This window comes from Kosakonia sp. Marseille-Q7440, assembly GCF_965119485.1.
On the sequence record NZ_CBCPLT010000002.1, the window covers coordinates 1,320,876 to 1,337,208 of the forward strand.

13 protein-coding genes are annotated in these 16,333 nt (G+C 59.3%); 9 read left to right on the top strand and 4 right to left on the bottom strand.

Going from position 1 to position 16,333, the window contains the following annotated elements; translation table 11 throughout:
- Positions 1-9 precede the first annotated feature (9 nt).
- The 3 genes from recO to acpS all read left to right on the top strand — a co-directional run bounded on the left by recO (position 10) and on the right by acpS (position 1,894).
- On the top strand, positions 10-717 hold the full coding sequence (gene recO, locus ACWPW2_RS20110; RefSeq protein ID WP_023481189.1) for a DNA repair protein RecO: 708 nt from the start codon (positions 10-12) through the stop codon (positions 715-717).
- 65 nt (positions 718-782) lie between these two features.
- Positions 783-1,514, top strand: coding sequence for a pyridoxine 5'-phosphate synthase (gene pdxJ, locus ACWPW2_RS20115; RefSeq protein ID WP_054804447.1), 732 nt, complete (start codon positions 783-785; stop codon positions 1,512-1,514).
- A complete protein-coding gene (gene acpS, locus ACWPW2_RS20120; RefSeq protein WP_454124957.1) occupies positions 1,514-1,894 on the top strand; it encodes a holo-ACP synthase in 381 nt (126 codons plus the stop codon). The genes pdxJ and acpS overlap by 1 nt, the downstream gene beginning before the upstream one ends.
- Here acpS and ACWPW2_RS20125 read toward each other — a convergent pair.
- The 3 genes from ACWPW2_RS20125 to ACWPW2_RS20135 all read right to left on the bottom strand — a co-directional run bounded on the left by ACWPW2_RS20125 (position 1,891) and on the right by ACWPW2_RS20135 (position 4,448).
- On the bottom strand, positions 1,891-2,151 hold the full coding sequence (locus ACWPW2_RS20125; RefSeq protein ID WP_023481171.1) for a YfhL family 4Fe-4S dicluster ferredoxin: 261 nt from the start codon (positions 2,149-2,151) through the stop codon (positions 1,891-1,893). The two genes, acpS and ACWPW2_RS20125, sit on opposite strands and share 4 nt — an antisense overlap.
- Before the next feature lie 56 nt (positions 2,152-2,207).
- Positions 2,208-3,056 carry a MurR/RpiR family transcriptional regulator gene (locus ACWPW2_RS20130; protein WP_023481181.1) on the bottom strand — a complete coding sequence of 283 codons (849 nt, stop codon included), beginning with the start codon at positions 3,054-3,056 and terminating at the stop codon, positions 2,208-2,210.
- 135 nt (positions 3,057-3,191) lie between these two features.
- Complete coding sequence (locus tag ACWPW2_RS20135; protein WP_454124960.1) at positions 3,192-4,448, bottom strand: MFS transporter; 1,257 nt, start codon at positions 4,446-4,448, stop codon at positions 3,192-3,194.
- Between the two features lie 166 nt (positions 4,449-4,614).
- On the opposite strand from ACWPW2_RS20135, the gene yfhb reads away from it, so the two are divergent.
- Both yfhb and tadA read left to right on the top strand, forming a co-directional pair.
- A complete protein-coding gene (gene yfhb / locus ACWPW2_RS20140) occupies positions 4,615-5,250 on the top strand; it encodes a phosphatidylglycerophosphatase C (RefSeq protein ID WP_454124962.1) in 636 nt (211 codons plus the stop codon).
- Positions 5,251-5,310: 60 nt separating this feature from the next.
- Complete coding sequence (tadA, locus tag ACWPW2_RS20145) at positions 5,311-5,805, top strand: tRNA adenosine(34) deaminase TadA (RefSeq protein WP_023481272.1); 495 nt, start codon at positions 5,311-5,313, stop codon at positions 5,803-5,805.
- Between the two features lie 770 nt (positions 5,806-6,575).
- Here the strand turns inward: tadA and mltF are convergent.
- Positions 6,576-8,207, bottom strand: coding sequence for a membrane-bound lytic murein transglycosylase MltF (gene mltF / locus ACWPW2_RS20150; protein WP_161629348.1), 1,632 nt, complete (start codon positions 8,205-8,207; stop codon positions 6,576-6,578).
- A gap of 248 nt (positions 8,208-8,455) precedes the next feature.
- Here mltF and purL point away from each other — a divergent pair, with 248 nt between their 5' ends.
- The 4 genes from purL to glrR all read left to right on the top strand — a co-directional run bounded on the left by purL (position 8,456) and on the right by glrR (position 16,331).
- On the top strand, positions 8,456-12,286 hold the full coding sequence (purL, locus tag ACWPW2_RS20155; protein WP_454125293.1) for a phosphoribosylformylglycinamidine synthase: 3,831 nt from the start codon (positions 8,456-8,458) through the stop codon (positions 12,284-12,286).
- 543 nt (positions 12,287-12,829) lie between these two features.
- Positions 12,830-14,266, top strand: coding sequence for a two component system sensor histidine kinase QseE/GlrK (qseE, locus tag ACWPW2_RS20160; RefSeq protein WP_454124964.1), 1,437 nt, complete (start codon positions 12,830-12,832; stop codon positions 14,264-14,266).
- Complete coding sequence (gene qseG, locus ACWPW2_RS20165) at positions 14,263-14,997, top strand: two-component system QseEF-associated lipoprotein QseG (protein WP_454124966.1); 735 nt, start codon at positions 14,263-14,265, stop codon at positions 14,995-14,997. Before qseE ends, qseG begins: the two co-directional genes overlap by 4 nt.
- Positions 14,994-16,331: a two-component system response regulator GlrR gene (gene glrR, locus ACWPW2_RS20170; protein ID WP_023481176.1), complete on the top strand. Its 1,338-nt coding sequence runs from the start codon at positions 14,994-14,996 to the stop codon at positions 16,329-16,331. The genes qseG and glrR overlap by 4 nt, the downstream gene beginning before the upstream one ends.
- Positions 16,332-16,333: the final 2 nt, after the last annotated feature.

Genomic DNA, 16,333 nt, shown 5'->3' on the forward strand with positions numbered 1-16,333 from the left:
TAACACCGGATGGAGGGATGGCAGCGTGCCTTCGTTCTTCATAGCCGTCCCTGGAGCGAAACCAGCTTAATGCTGGACGTCTTCACGGAAGAGTCCGGTCGTGTGCGCCTGGTTGCCAAAGGCGCACGCTCCAAACGTTCCAACCTTAAAGGCGCTTTGCAGCCCTTTACCCCTCTGCTGGTGCGCTTTGGCGGGCGCGGTGAAGTCAAAACCCTGCGCAGTGCTGAAGCGGTCTCGCTGGCGCTGCCCTTAAGCGGCATTACCCTCTACAGCGGTCTCTACGTCAACGAACTCATCTCCCGCGTGCTGGAGCATGAGACGCGCTTCTCCGAACTCTTTTTTGATTATCTGCACTGTATTCAGGCGCTGGCTGGCGTCAGTGGCTCGCCGGAGCCGGTGCTGCGCCGTTTTGAACTGGCGCTGCTCGGCCATCTCGGTTACGGCGTCGATTTTCTGCACTGTGCAGGGAGCGGCGAGGCGGTGGAAGATGGCATGACCTATCGCTACCGCGAAGAGAAGGGCTTTATCGCCAGCGTCGTGGTCGACAACACCACCTTCACCGGGCGACACTTACGCGCGCTCTCCGAGCGGGAGTTTCCGGACAGCGACACGCTGCGCGCCGCAAAGCGCTTTACCCGCATCGCCCTGAAGCCGTATCTTGGAGGCAAGCCGCTCAAAAGCCGGGAGTTATTCCGGCAGTTTGTGCCTAAGCGCTAGCGGCAGGATCACAGACCAGGCGGGGCGAAGACCGCGCCGGAAATTTTGCGAAACTGAGGATTGTCATGGCTGAATTACTGTTGGGCGTAAACATCGATCACATTGCCACTCTGCGCAACGCGCGCGGCACCGCTTACCCGGATCCGGTGCAGGCGGCGTTTATCGCCGAGCAGGCGGGTGCCGATGGGATTACCGTCCATCTGCGTGAAGATCGTCGCCATATTACCGACAGAGATGTGCGTATCCTGCGCCAGACGCTGCACACGCGCATGAACCTTGAAATGGCTGTTACCGACGAGATGCTGGCGATTGCCTGCGAAACGAAGCCGCACTTCTGCTGCCTGGTGCCGGAAAAGCGCCAGGAAGTGACTACCGAAGGCGGGCTGGACGTGGCCGGTCAGCGCGACAAAATGCGCGATGCCTGCCAGCGCCTGGCACAAGCGGGTATTCTGGTGTCGCTGTTTATTGATGCCGATAACGCGCAGATCAAAGCCGCGGCGGAAGTGGGCGCGCCCTATATCGAAATCCACACCGGCTGTTACGCCGATGCTGAAAACGAGGCCGCGCAGGCGAAAGAGCTGGAGCGCATCGCCAACGCCGCGACCTATGCCGCCAGCCTGGGGCTGAAAGTGAATGCCGGTCACGGTCTGACTTACCACAACGTTAAAGCGATCGCCGCGCTGCCAGAGATGCATGAGCTGAATATTGGACACGCAATTATTGGCCGTGCGGTAATGAGTGGCCTGAAAGAGGCGGTGGCAGAGATGAAACGTTTGATGCTGGAAGCGCGCGCATAATGGCTATCTTAGGACTGGGCACCGATATCGTTGAGATCGCACGCATTGAAGCGGTGGTCGCCCGCAGCGGCGATCGGCTGGCGAAGCGCGTACTCAGCCCTAAGGAATGGGCGCTCTACGAGGCGCACCAGCAGCCGGTGCGCTTTCTCGCCAAACGCTTTGCAGTGAAAGAGGCGGCGGCAAAAGCGCTCGGCACCGGCATTCGCAACGGGCTGGCGTTCAATCAGTTCGAAGTGTTTAACGATGAGCTTGGGAAACCGAGCCTGCGCCTGTGGGGCGAAGCCGAAAGGCTGGCTGAGCGGATGGGCGTGCGGTCAATGCACGTCACGCTGGCAGATGAGCGCCACTACGCTTGTGCAACGGTGATTATCGAGAGTTAGATTTTGTCCGAGTGGTGCAGCAGCACAAATTTATCCCACAGCTGCTCTTCACTCTCTTGATGTGCCGGATCTTTCAGGATGGTATTGGGGATCGGGCACACTTTCTGGCAGGTTGGCGTTTCGTAATGACCCACGCACTCGGTGCAGCGGTCGCTGTTAATCTCATAAATGCTCTCGCCGAGCGAAATCGCCTCATTCGGGCACTCCGGCTCGCACATATCGCAGTTGATGCATTTTTTGGTAATTAACAGCGCCATCAGGAAAATCTCAGAAACAACACAAACAGGGCGGGCATTATACGATGATTGCCTGCTCAAACCAGTTTTTTTACCAGCTCCTCGCTGTGGCGAATACGCTCCGGCGCATGCTCCAGATCCTGCTGAACCAGCGCCATAAAGAGCAGATCCGTCAGCATCATCTGGGCGCTGGTGGAGGAGATGGCCGCGCTGCGCGTCGCCTGCTCTTCCGCAATGGTATAGAGCGAGTGGGTAGCGCGCTGCTGCAACGCATTGGGGGTAAAACCGGTGATCGCGAGGATCTTTGCGCCGACACGTAACGCTTCGTCAGCCGCCAGATTGATCTCACGCCGTTCGCCAGAGTAGGAGACCGGCAGCAGCAGATCGCCCGGCTCCAGCGCCTGCACCGCCGCCAGCAGCGCGTGCATATCCTGTTCGACAATGGCGTTCAGGCCAATCTTCATCAGCTTCCAGCCAAAATTGCGCGCCACCAGGCCTGATGCGCCAATACCGGTCAGCACGATGCGCCGCGATTCACGCAGCAGGCGCACGCTCTCCAGCAGCTTCTCTTCGCTGTTCACATCCAGCGAGGCGTGCATCGCGCTCTGATACTCTTTAATCAGCTTCTCGCCGACCACGCGCAGGGCGTCATCGCCGCGAATTTTATTATGCACCGGTACGGAGTAGGGGTTGGGGTTGCTGGCCAGCGCTTCGCTGATCGCCAGCTTCATTGCCGGGAAGCCTTTGAACTCCATCTTCTGCGCGAATTTCACGACGCTCGACTGGCTGACACCCGCTTCCGCCGCCAGCTGTTGCGAGCTTAAATGGCGGGCGCGGTCAGGGTTTTCGAGCAGAAATTCCGCCAGCTTTTTATCACTCTGCGCAAGGCCGGGATAGCGCTGGCGAATGCGGATCAAACAGTTCATACGATCTCCGGGGTGTTCACGTAATTCACTGCCTGGTGCATTACGCGGATGAATTAACTATTCCATCCATGGGCGGTGATTATGAATTAAAAATTCTGGCAGCACAAAGTTTCTCCGCGTGGCGTTTGATAGCGATCAACTGGAGAGGCCAGAGCCACTCGCTTTCACCTGTGGCGCGCTCTCGAGACAGCGGATTGCGGGTACCAGACCCGCGCCGATACAGGCGAGGATCACCACCAGCGCTGAGGTGGTTAACACCGTTTCGCTGCCAAAACGCATCGCCAGCGGCCCGGCCGCCAGTTCGCCCACCGGAATAGCGATAAACGATCCCATCGCGTCCCAGGCGTAGACCCGCGCCAGCTTCTCCGCCGGAATGTGCGTTTGCAGCGACTGCGCCCACGCCACGCCGAAAAGGCCGAAGACAATGCCGGCGCAAAAGAATGCCGCCATCAGCCAGTGTGCCGGAGCCGCCTGGCCGAGCAGCCAGGTAGGTACGGCGCAGAACGCCATCAGCACCACGCCAATAAAGAGATCGCGCTTAGGCCGCCAGCGCAGCGCAAGGAACGAGCCGACAATCAGGCCCACGCTCTGTGCGGCGATAATCAGCCCCCACTGGGTTCGGCCGAAAGCGCTGTCGGCAATCACCGGGCCGAGCACCATCACGATCCCACTGAAGGCGGCGTTAATCAGGGTGAACTGCACCACCACCGACCAGACCCAGGGACGGCTGGCGAACTCTTTCCAGCCGTCGCGCAGATCCTGCAGGATATTGCTGGTCGCCTCTGCGGCTTTGATAGTACCGACACGAATGGCGTAATAGAGCGGTGCCGAGGCGGCAAAGCCGAGCGCATCAATGGCCAGCCCCCAGCCGGGGCCGACCGCGCTGGTCAGGATACCGCCGAGCGAGGCGCCGATGACCGTCCCGCTGTAAATCCCGAGTTGTAGCAGCGCGTTCGCTTCGCGGCGCAGGTGAACAGGCACGGTTTGCGGCACCAGCGCCGAGGAGGCGGGAAGGGCAATGCCCGCCGCCGCGCCATTAAGCGTGCCAAGCAGGGCAAGCAACATGACGCTGGCCGAGCCATCAAGCACCAGCCAGGCGACCGCACCCTGCGAAAGAGCAGCGACAAGAGAAGAGAGCACCATCACGCGGCTACGGGAGTAGCGATCCGCCAGCACGCCGCCAATCAATAAAAACGCGACGTTAAACAGCGAGCGTGCCGCCACCACCAGGCCAAGATCGGCCGCCGAACCACCAATATCGAGCACTGCGAAAGCCAGCGCGATCGGCGCGATGCCGTTGCCCAGCACGGTAAGAAGTCGGGCAGAAAAGAGGTAGCGAAAGGCAGAGATCTGCAAGGCGCGTCGCGGCGTTGTGCGGGGGGCTGGAGTCATTGTCACCTGTATTAAGTAGGGGAGAAAACGCGTGGCACGTATTATTGCAGGTATTGATAACAGGCTGTTACCGGAAAAGTGAGGATCTATCTGTTAGGCTAGTTGTAGTGTAATCGCCAAACGGAGCTTCCCGGCGATGGAGCGTTAACCCACAGAGGAATATCTTTTGGCTACCAGTGAACGCCGCGTTGTATTTTTTGACCTTGATGGAACATTACATCAGCAGGATATGTTCGGCACCTTTTTGCGTTATTTGCTGCGACATCATCCACTCAATGCGCTGCTTGTGCTGCCGCTGTTACCGGTGATTGGTGCCGGGCTGCTGATAAAGGGCCGCGCCGCGCGCTGGCCGATGAGCCTGCTGTTATGGGGCTGCACCTTTGGTCACAGCGAGCGCCATCTCAACGCCCTGCAGCAGAAATTCGCCGACTGGTTCCGCGGGCACGTCACGGCCTTCCCGATGGTGCAGACGCGCTTAACCAACTATCTGGCCGCCTCGGATGCGGATATCTGGCTGATCACCGGCTCGCCGCAGTCACTGGTGGAGCAGGTCTATTTCGACACGCCCTGGCTGCCGCGCGTCAATGTTATCGCCAGCCAGATGACCCGCGGCTACGGCGGTTGGGTGCTGACCCTGCGCTGCCTCGGGCATGAGAAAGTCGCGCAATTAGAGCGCAAAATCGGTACGCCGCTGCGTCTCTACAGCGGCTACAGCGACAGTAAACAGGACAACCCGTTGCTCTACTTCTGCCAGCACCGCTGGCGCGTTACGCGTCGTGGCGAACTGCAACAGCTTGAGTAGTGTCGAACGTATTAGGGGTGTGTATAATGCGCCCCGCCTGAATTACTGGAGTTTATACCTTTGTCCAATCCCGAACTGACTCACGAACACTGGATGCGTTATGCGCTGACGCTGGCGAAGCGCGCCTGGGAAGAGGGCGAAGTGCCGGTGGGCGCGGTGCTGGTGCATAACAACCAGGTGATTGGCGAAGGGTGGAATCGCCCGATTGGCCGTCACGATCCCACCGCACACGCGGAGATTATGGCGCTGCGCCAGGGCGGGCTGGTGCTGCAAAACTACCGGCTGATCGACACCACGCTTTACGTGACGCTGGAGCCCTGCGTGATGTGCGCGGGTGCCATGGTGCACAGCCGCATCGGGCAACTGGTGTTTGGCGCGCGGGATGCGAAAACCGGCGCGGCAGGGTCGTTGATGGATGTGCTTCATCACCCGGGGATGAATCACCGGGTCGAGTTTACCGAAGGCGTGCTGCGCGATGAGTGCGCCGCGATGTTAAGTGATTTCTTCCGCCAGCGTCGGCTGGAGAAAAAAGCGCTGAAAACCGGCAACGCCTGATGGCGGCTTCGCCTTATCAGGCCTACGGGAGCGGTTACAGTTGGTCGGGGTTTTGTAGGCCGGATAAGCGCAGCGCCATCCGGCGGGCAATGCCTGATGGCGGCTTCGCCTTATCAGGCCTACGGGAGCGGTTACAGTTGGTCGGGATTTTGTAGGCCGGATAAGCGCAGCGCCATCCGGCGGGCAACGCCTGATGGCGGCTACGCCTTATCAGGCCTACGGGAGCGGTTACAGTTGGTTGGGGTTTTGTAGGCCGGATAAGCGTAGCGCCATCCGGCGGGCAATGCCTGATGGCGGCTTTGCCTTATCAGGCCTACGGGAGCGGTTACAGTTGGTCGGGGTTTTGTAGGCCGGATAAGCGTAGCGCCATCCGGCAAACAATGCCTGATGGCGGCTCCGCCTTATCAGGCCTACGGGAGCGGTTACAGTTGGTCGGGATTTTGTAGGCCGGATAAGCGTAGCGCCATCCGGCAAACAATGCCTGATGGCGGCTCCGCCTTATCAGGCCTACGGGAGCGGTTACAGTTGGTCGGGATTTTGTAGGCCGGATAAGCGCAGCGCCATCCGGCGGGCAATGCCTGATGGCGGCTCCGCCTTATCAGGCCTACAGGAGCGGTTACAGTGGGTCGGGGTTTTGTAGGCCGGATAAGCGCAGCGCCATCCGGCGGGCAATGCCTGATGGCGGCTCCGCCTTATCAGGCCTACAGGAGCGGTTACAGTGGGTCGGGATTTTGTAGGCCGGATAAGCGCAGCGCCATCCGGCAACTTAATCAGCGGTTAACCTTCAGTTGCAGCGTATCCTGCGGTAAAACCGAATGGTGACCAAACGCCTCGTCGACGGTCAGCGCGCTGAAGGGCAACACGCCATAGGTCGGCTGATCAAGCTCGGCGCTCGACACCGCCGGGTAGCTCTGCGCCAGCTTGAGCGTTGTGGCGAGCGCCTTCTCTTTCTCCAGCAGATAACCCACCAGGCTAATCTCATATTTGCGGATATTCTCGACGTAGGCATACGCCTGATATCCGCGGGCATAGCCGTAGCGTAATTTGCTGTAGTAGGCCTTCTGGCTTAACAGCGGCAGGCGCTGTTTCACATCGGCCCAGCTATCCGGATTACCTTTGGTCTTCACCGTCAGCGCACGGGCATCAAGCATATGCGCATAACCCATGTTGTAGGCCGCCAGCGCATACCAGATCTTCTCATCCTGCGGCACGCTATCCGGCACTTTGCTCATCATATCCTGCAAGTAGCGCGCGCCGCCGCTGATGCTCTGCTCGGCATCGGTTCTGTCGCTCAGCCCGAGGCTCTGCGCCGTATTGCGGGTCAACATCATTAGCCCGCGTACGCCCGTCGGGGAGGTGGCCTGCGTGTCCCAGTGGGACTCCTGATAGGAAATTGCCGCTAACAGCTTCCAGTCGATCTGCTGCGCATACTTCTCAAACAGCGGCTGCAACTCTGGCAGCACGCTATCAACGGCGCGTAAAAAGGCGCGGGTATCAACATAATCAAAGCCATCGCCATGCCCGAGATACTTCTCTTCGAGCCTCGCGAGGATCCCCTCGCCATTAATGGTGTTGAAGAAATCGAGCATCGCCGCCGAGAGCGTATTGTCGTCGTCGCGCTTGCTAAACCAGGTGACGGGCTGTTCATCAGAGATATCGAGCGCCACCGCCAGCTCCGGGTGAACGCGCTGGAAGAGGCTGATCGCCACCGAATCGGCGACGGTATAACTCAGTTTGCCGTCGACCACTTGCTGAAGCAGGGAGGTAGTGCCGAGTTTTTCATCCACCTTCCAGCTGAGATTAGGGTACTTCTTCTCTTTTATCTCGCGCAGATCGTCCAGCGCGACATGCCCGGGGGCAATGGTCAACTGGCTCTCATTCACTTCCGCCAGCGTGCGCGGGCGATAGCTGCCGACGCGATAGACCAGCTGTTGAGAAACGGAGTAGTAGACCGGCCCGGTCTGGTAGCTTTTGACGCGCTCATTGTTATAGACCAGCCCGGCGGCGAGCATATCGGCGTTGTCGTGATCGAGGTCGTCAAAAAGCTGGCTGATGTTCTGGCGCACGGTGATTTTGAGTTTCACGCCGAGGTAGTCGGCAAACTGTTGCGCCAGCTCGTAATCGAGGCCGTAATTTTTGCCGTTAATAGAGGTGTAAGTAAGCGGCGTCGAAATGGTACTGACGCGCAGCTCCCCGCGCGCCTGGATAGCCGCGATGCGGTTATCGGCTTTGCCAAACCAGGGGACTGATGGCCACAGCGCCGCTGCCAGCAGCAGGGTGACAATGCCGATGAGCAGATAATTAATCTGAAATCTTTTCAAGGAGTTAATTCTCTGCGCCGTACTTTGCCTCAAAAGGTTTTCGCAATCACAGCAAGGGGGTTGCTGCTGATTAAGCGGCATTCTGCGTAACAAAACGGCAGTTGGCAACAAATTACAGCATTCGGCCACAGCTATTGCTAAAAATCGCCAGCGCTTTTTATTTCCACGCAAACGGTTTCGTCGGACGTCAGGATTCTCTATAATGACGCCCGTTTTCCCCTGGTGCACACTTTAAGCGTCCCCGACGCTTCGTAATCGAAGACGAGAGACTTATGATGGAAATTCTGCGTGGTTCGCCTGCCCTGTCCGCATTCCGTATTAACAAACTGCTGGCGCGGTTTCAGGCCACCAACCTGCCGGTGAGCAATATTTATGCCGAATATACTCACTTCGCCGACCTCAACGCGGCGCTCAGCGAAGAAGAGTACGCCCGGCTCCAGCGCCTGCTGAAATATGGTCCCAGCCTCAGCAGCCACACCCCAACCGGAAAATTACTGCTCGTCACTCCTCGTCCCGGCACCATCTCTCCCTGGTCATCCAAAGCTACCGACATCGCCCACAACTGCGGTCTGGAAAAGATCAACCGCCTTGAGCGCGGCGTGGCGTACTACGTTGAAGCCGCCAGCCTGACCGACGCCCAGTGGCAAGAGGTGGCGGCTCAGCTGCATGACCGCATGATGGAGAGCGTATTTAACGCTGAAGCGGACGCCGCGCGTCTGTTTGAGCACCACCAGCCCGCGCCGGTACAGAGCGTGGATCTGCTGGGCGAAGGCCGCCAGGCACTGATCGACGCCAACCTGCGTCTCGGCCTCGCGCTGGCGGAAGATGAGATCGATTACCTGCACGACGCCTTTACGCGCCTGGGGCGCAACCCGAACGATATCGAACTCTATATGTTTGCCCAGGCTAACTCGGAGCACTGCCGTCACAAGATCTTTAACGCCGACTGGGTGATTGACGGGCAGCCGCAGCCGAAGTCGCTGTTCAAAATGATTAAAAACACCTTCGAGAAGACGCCGGACTTTGTGCTCTCTGCCTACAAAGATAACGCGGCGGTGATGGAAGGTTCCGCGGTTGGTCGTTTCTACGCCGATCGCGCTGAAGGTCGCTACGATTTCCACCAGGAGCCGACCCATATTTTGATGAAGGTGGAGACGCACAACCACCCGACCGCCATTTCACCATGGCCGGGCGCAGCAACCGGCTCCGGCGGCGAGATCCGCGATGAAGGCGCGACCGGGCGCGGCGCGAAGCCGAAAGCGGGTCTGGTCGGCTTCTCCGTCTCTAACCTGCGTATTCCCGGCTTCGAGCAGCCGTGGGAAGAGGATTTCGGCAAGCCGGAGCGCATCGTTACCGCGCTCGATATCATGACCGACGGCCCGCTGGGCGGCGCAGCATTCAACAACGAATTTGGCCGTCCGGCGCTGAATGGCTACTTCCGTACCTATGAAGAGAAGGTCAACAGCCACAACGGCGAAGAGCTGCGCGGTTACCACAAGCCGATCATGCTGGCAGGCGGGATCGGCAACATCCGTGAAGATCATGTGCAGAAGGGCGAGATCGTGGTTGGCGCCAAGCTGATCGTGCTTGGCGGCCCGGCGATGAATATCGGTCTTGGCGGCGGTGCAGCCTCGTCAATGGCGTCTGGTCAGTCCGATGCCGATCTCGACTTCGCTTCGGTGCAGCGCGATAACCCGGAGATGGAGCGTCGTTGCCAGGAGGTGATTGACCGCTGCTGGCAGCTGGGCGAAGCCAACCCGATCCTCTTTATTCACGATGTCGGCGCGGGCGGTCTCTCTAACGCCATGCCGGAGCTGGTGAGCGACGGCGGTCGCGGCGGTCGTTTCGAGCTGCGCGATATTCTCAGCGACGAACCGGGCATGAGCCCGCTGGAGATCTGGTGTAACGAATCCCAGGAGCGTTACGTGCTGGCGGTGGCGGCGGATCAACTGCCGCTGTTCGACGAACTCTGCCGCCGCGAGCGCGCGCCTTATGCGGTGATTGGCGACGCGACCGAAGAGCAGCACTTAACGCTGAACGACAGCCACTTCGACAACCAGCCAATCGATATGCCGCTGGATGTGCTGCTCGGTAAAACGCCGAAGATGACGCGCGATGTGGCGACTCGCCAGGCGACCGGCGACAGCTTCAATACTCACGGTATTACCGTGGCTGACGCGGTAAACCGCGTGCTGCACCTGCCGACCGTGGCGGAGAAAACCTTCCTTGTCACCATCGGCGACCGTACGGTTACCGGTATGGTGGCGCGCGATCAGATGGTCGGCCCGTGGCAGATCCCGGTTGCCAACTGCGCGGTAACCACCGCCAGCCTGGACAGCTACTACGGTGAAGCGATGGCGCTCGGCGAACGCGCTCCGGTGGCGCTGCTAGACTTTGCCGCCTCGGCGCGGCTGGCAGTCGGCGAAGCGTTGACCAACATCGCGGCGACGCACATCGGCGATATCAAACGCATCAAACTCTCCGCCAACTGGATGGCCGCGGCTGGTCACCCGGGTGAAGACGCCGGTCTCTATGCGGCGGTGAAAGCGGTGGGCGAAGAGCTGTGTCCGGCGCTCGGCCTGACCATTCCGGTGGGTAAAGACTCGATGTCGATGAAGACCCGCTGGCAGGAGGGGAGCGAGCAGTGCGAAATGACGTCGCCGCTGTCGCTGGTGATCACCGCCTTTGCCCGCGTTGAAGATGTGCGCCATACCGTGACGCCGCAGCTCTCAACCGACGACAACGCCCTGCTGTTAATCGACCTCGGCAAGGGCAGCAACGCGCTCGGCGCAACGGCGCTGGCGCAGGTTTACCGCCAACTGGGCGACAAACCGGCGGATGTGCGTAACGTCGAACAGCTGAAAGGCTTCTATGACGCGATTCAGGCGCTGGTGGCAGAGAGAAAACTGCTGGCCTACCACGACCGCTCCGACGGCGGCCTGCTGGTGACGCTGGCAGAGATGGCCTTTACCGGCCACTGCGGCGTGAATGTCGATATCGCCGCGCTGGGCAACGATCGTCTGGCGGCGCTGTTTAATGAAGAGCTGGGCGCGGTGATTCAGGTGCGCGCAGCCGACCGCGAGGCGGTTGAGAGCGTGCTGGCGGCCTACGGTTTAAGCGATGTTGTGCACTATCTTGGCCGTGCGGTCGAAGGCGATCGCTTTGTGATTGAAGCGGACGGGCAGCCGGTGTTCAGCGAAAGCCGCACCACGCTGCGTATGTGGTGGGCGGAAACCACCTGGCAGATGCAGCGCCTGCGCGATAACCCGGAGTGCGCGGATCAGGAGCACGAGGCGAAAGCCAACGACAGCGATCCGGGCCTCAACGTCAAACTGACGTTTGATATCAATGAGGATATCGCGGCACCGTTTATTGCCACCGGCGCGCGGCCGAAAGTCGCTGTGCTGCGTGAGCAGGGCGTCAACTCCCACGTTGAGATGGCAGCGGCGTTCCACCGCGCCGGGTTTGACGCAGTTGATGTACATATGAGCGATCTGCTGGCCGGACGCAGCGGGCTGGAGAACTTCCATGCGCTGGTCGCCTGCGGCGGCTTCTCTTATGGCGACGTGCTGGGCGCGGGCGAAGGCTGGGCAAAATCAATTCTCTTTAATGAGCGTGTGCGCGACGAGTTCGAAACCTTCTTCCACCGTCCGCAAACTCTGGCGCTGGGTGTCTGTAACGGCTGCCAGATGATGTCGAACCTGCGTGAGTTGATTCCGGGCAGCGAACTGTGGCCGCGCTTTGTGCGTAACCACTCCGATCGCTTCGAGGCGCGTTTCAGCCTGGTGGAAGTAACGCAAAGCCCGTCACTGCTGCTCAATGGCATGGTCGGGTCGCATATGCCTATCGCCGTCTCGCACGGTGAAGGGCGTGTCGAAGTGCGTGATGCCGCCCATCTGGCACAGCTCGAAAGCAAAGGGCTGGTGGCGCTGCGCTATGTCGATAACAGCGGCAGCGTGACCGAGCGCTACCCGGCGAACCCGAACGGCTCACCGAACGGTATCACCTCGGTGACCAGCGAAAGCGGGCGCGTGACCATTATGATGCCGCACCCGGAGCGTGTTTTCCGCACCGTTGCCAACTCCTGGCACCCGGAAAACTGGGGCGAAGATAGCCCGTGGATGCGTATCTTCCGCAACGCGCGTAAGCAGCTCGGCTAATCCAGTACGGCAGTAAAACAGGCCCTCTTCCTTAACCGGGAAGAGGGCTTTTTTGATCAGGCGTTAAAAGTGTCGGCTTTTCCCGACATCAGAGGATTATTACTGTCTCTAAAAGGAGACATTTATCTGTTTGATTTTAATAGTGATAATTTATGAGCCGAGGGAGTGTTGCTAAATAGCGACAGGGTGATGAAATGTTGCACACTTCACAAAAGCCGAAAATAATAATAAATATGATGATAATCAACATTTTAAAATATTTCGTGGCAACCTGGCATAATACGTGCATAATTATAGCCAGTGGCTCATTCACCCTCTTATGTCAGCCCCTTCGGGACGCGCTACATAAACTTTCGAATGACGCACTTAAAGGTGCCTGCCGTCCACCTGCTGATCATTGCGTAGCTTTATCAGACATCGGGCGAAACGTCGAGTTAGGCACCGCCTAATTACATAACAAAGCCGGGCTTTTGCCCGGCTTTGTTGTTCTTTACCCCGTCACTCAGCTAGCATCTCTGTACCTTATCCTGCGAGAGTACCGCCTTGAAACGCTGGCCCGCTTTTCCCCGCTCCTTACGTCAACTGGTTATGATGGCGTTCCTGCTTATTTTACTGCCGCTGCTGGTGTTAGCCTGGCAAGCCTGGCAGAGCCTCAATGCGCTCAGCGCCCAGGCCCTGTTAACTAACCGCACGACGCTGATTGACGCCCGCCGCAGTGAAGCGATGACCAACGCCGCGCTGGAGATGGAGCGCAGCTACCGCCAGTACTGCGTGCTGGATGACGCCACCCTTGAGCGGGTCTATCAGAATCAGCGCAAGCGCTACAGCGAGATGCTGGAGGCCCATGCCGGTGTTTTACCCGATGACAGACTCTACCAAGCGCTGCGCCAGGATCTGAACGATCTCGCTCAGTTGCAGTGCGCCAACAGCGGCCCATCACCTGCCGCCTCTGCGCAGCTGGAGGCGTTTGCGGCGGCGAATACGGAGATGGTGCAGTCGACCCGCGCCGTGGTCTTCTCCCGCGGTCAGCAGCTCCAGCTGGAGATCGCCGAGCGCGGCCAGTTCTTCGGCTGGCAGGCGCTGGTGCTCTTTTTAGTCAGCCTGGCGCTGATGCTGCTCTTTACCCGCATGATTATCGGCCCGGTGAAGGGCATCGAGCGGATGATTAACCGGCTGGGGGAGGGGCGGCCACTGGCGCAAAGCGTGGTGTTTAGCGGCCCACGCGAGCTGCGCTACGTCGGCGAGCGTATTATCTGGCTGAGCGAACGGCTGGCGTGGCTTGAGTCGCAGCGCCACCAGTTTTTACGCCATATCTCCCATGAGCTGAAAACGCCGCTTGCCAGCATGCGTGAAGGCACCGAACTGCTTGCTGACCAGGTGGTCGGGCCGCTTTCGCCGGAGCAGAAAGAGGTGGTTGAGATCCTCGATGCCAGCAGCCGTAACCTGCAAAAATTGATTGAACAGCTGCTGGATTACAACCGCAAACTGGCCGGTGGATCGGTCGAGCTAGAGGTGGTGGAGCTGGCACCGCTGGTGGAGATGGTGCTCTCCGCGCACAGCCTGCCAGCGCGAGCTAAAATGATGCATACCGAAATCGCGCTCGATGCGACAACCTGCCAGGCCGAGCCGATGCTGCTGATGAGCGTGCTGGATAATCTTTACTCCAACGCGGTGCACTATGGGGCTGAATCCGGTACCATTCGTCTCCACAGTTATAGTACCGGCGCACGGTTGCGCATTGACGTAGCGAATACCGGCACCCCGATCCCCGAGGCGGAGCGCGAGATGATTTTTGAGCCCTTCTTTCAGGGAAGCCACCAACGCAAAGGCGCCGTTAAAGGCAGCGGGCTGGGGTTGAGCATCGCCAGAGACTGTATCCGCAGAATGCAGGGTGAACTGCATCTGGTAACGGACAGCAAGGACGATGTCTGTTTCCGTATTGAGCTACCGCTTGTCGCGCCGGAAAAATCAACGCAATGAATATAAATCTGGTGAGTATGTCGCATCTCTTTTCCCGCGTGGTCAACGCGATGACACAGCAATCGGGCTGGCTGCGCGCGCTTCCTTGCTTGCTACTGGCAGGCTGCGTGACGCAAACGCCGCAAAGCGCTATTCATGACAATAAAAAACCGCAGCTTCCCGATCGCCAACTGGCCGACTTTTTATTAACGGATTGCAATGATATCTGGACCCTGTCAGGGCAGAGTGTCGACAGCAACCCGCTGTTCTGGCTGCGCGGCATGGATTGTGCCCAGCGTTTATCGCCCGCGGCTGCGCGCGCGGAAGCGCGTGCATGGTCGGACAATACCTGGCAGGCAACATTCCGCCGCGGTATTTTGCTCTCCAATGCCAAAATTACCCCCCTTGAGCGCCGTGACTATACCGATCGTCTCGATGCCTTAAGCCCGTCGATCCCGGCGCAGGTGCGCCCGCTGTTTGAGCTCTGGCGCGATGGCGAAAAAGCACAGCTACAGTTAGCCGAAGAGCGCAGCCGCTACACGAAATTGCAGCAATCCGCCGACAGCGAGCTCGACAAACTGCGCGCCCAGCAGCAATTCCTGCATGAGCAGCTTGATACCACCACCCGCAAGCTGGAAAACCTCACCGACATTGAACGGCGTCTCTCCATTCGCAAACCGGCACCAGCCGATATGCCGGACAGCGCACATCCGGCGAAAAGCGACGCCGATCAGCAGGAGGCGAAACCATGACTAATCGCAAACCGGCGCATCTGCTGCTGGTGGATGACGATCCGGGCCTGCTGAAACTGCTCGGGCTGCGCCTGACCAGCGAAGGCTACAGCATTGTCACCGCCGAAAGCGGGCAGGAGGGGTTACGTATTCTCGCGCGTGAGAAAGTCGATCTGGTGATAAGCGACCTGCGCATGGATGAGATGGATGGCATGCAGCTTTTTGCCGAGATCCAGCGCCTGCAGCCGGGGATGCCGGTGATTATCCTCACCGCGCACGGCTCAATCCCCGATGCCGTTGCCGCCACGCAGCAGGGGGTTTTCAGCTTTCTTACCAAGCCGGTGGATAAAGACGCGCTCTATAAGGCCATCGACGATGCGCTGGAGCACAGCGGCTCCGCCAGCGACGATCAGTGGCGTGAAACCATTGTCACCCGCAGCCCACTGATGTTGCGCCTGCTTGAACAGGCGCGGATGGTGGCGCAGTCCGATGTCAGCGTGCTGATTAACGGCCAGAGCGGCACCGGTAAAGAGGTGCTGGCGCAGGCGATCCACAACGCCAGCCCGCGCAGTAAAAACGCCTTTATCGCCATCAACTGCGGCGCGCTGCCGGAGCAGCTGCTGGAGTCTGAACTCTTTGGTCACGCGCGCGGGGCTTTTACCGGCGCGGTAAGCAGCCGCGAAGGGCTGTTTCAGGCGGCAGAGGGCGGGACGCTGTTTCTTGATGAGATTGGCGATATGCCGATCCCGTTACAGGTCAAACTGCTGCGCGTATTACAGGAGCGCAAGGTGCGCCCGCTCGGCAGCAACCGCGATATCGATATCAATGTGCGCATTATTTCGGCCACGCACCGCGATCTGCCAAAGGCGATGGCGCGCGGCGAGTTTCGTGAAGATCTCTACTATCGCCTGAACGTGGTCAGCCTGAAGATCCCGGCGCTGGCGGAGCGCGCGGAGGATATTCCTCTGCTTGCCAACCACCTGCTGCGCCAGTCGGCGGACCGCCATAAGCCGTTTGTGCGCGCCTTTTCCACCGATGCGATGAAGCGGCTGATGACCGCCAGCTGGCCCGGTAACGTGCGCCAGCTGGTGAACGTGATTGAGCAGTGTGTGGCGCTCACCTCGTCGCCGGTGATCAGCGATGCGCTGGTCGAGCAGGCGCTGGAAGGGGAGAACACCGCGTTGCCGACCTTTGTCGAAGCGCGTAACCAGTTCGAACTCAACTACCTGCGCAAGCTGCTGCAAATCACCAAAGGCAACGTGACGCACGCCGCGCGGATGGCGGGGCGCAACCGCACCGAGTTTTACAAACTCCTCTCCCGCCATGAACTGGATGCCAATGACTTTAAAGAGTAAAG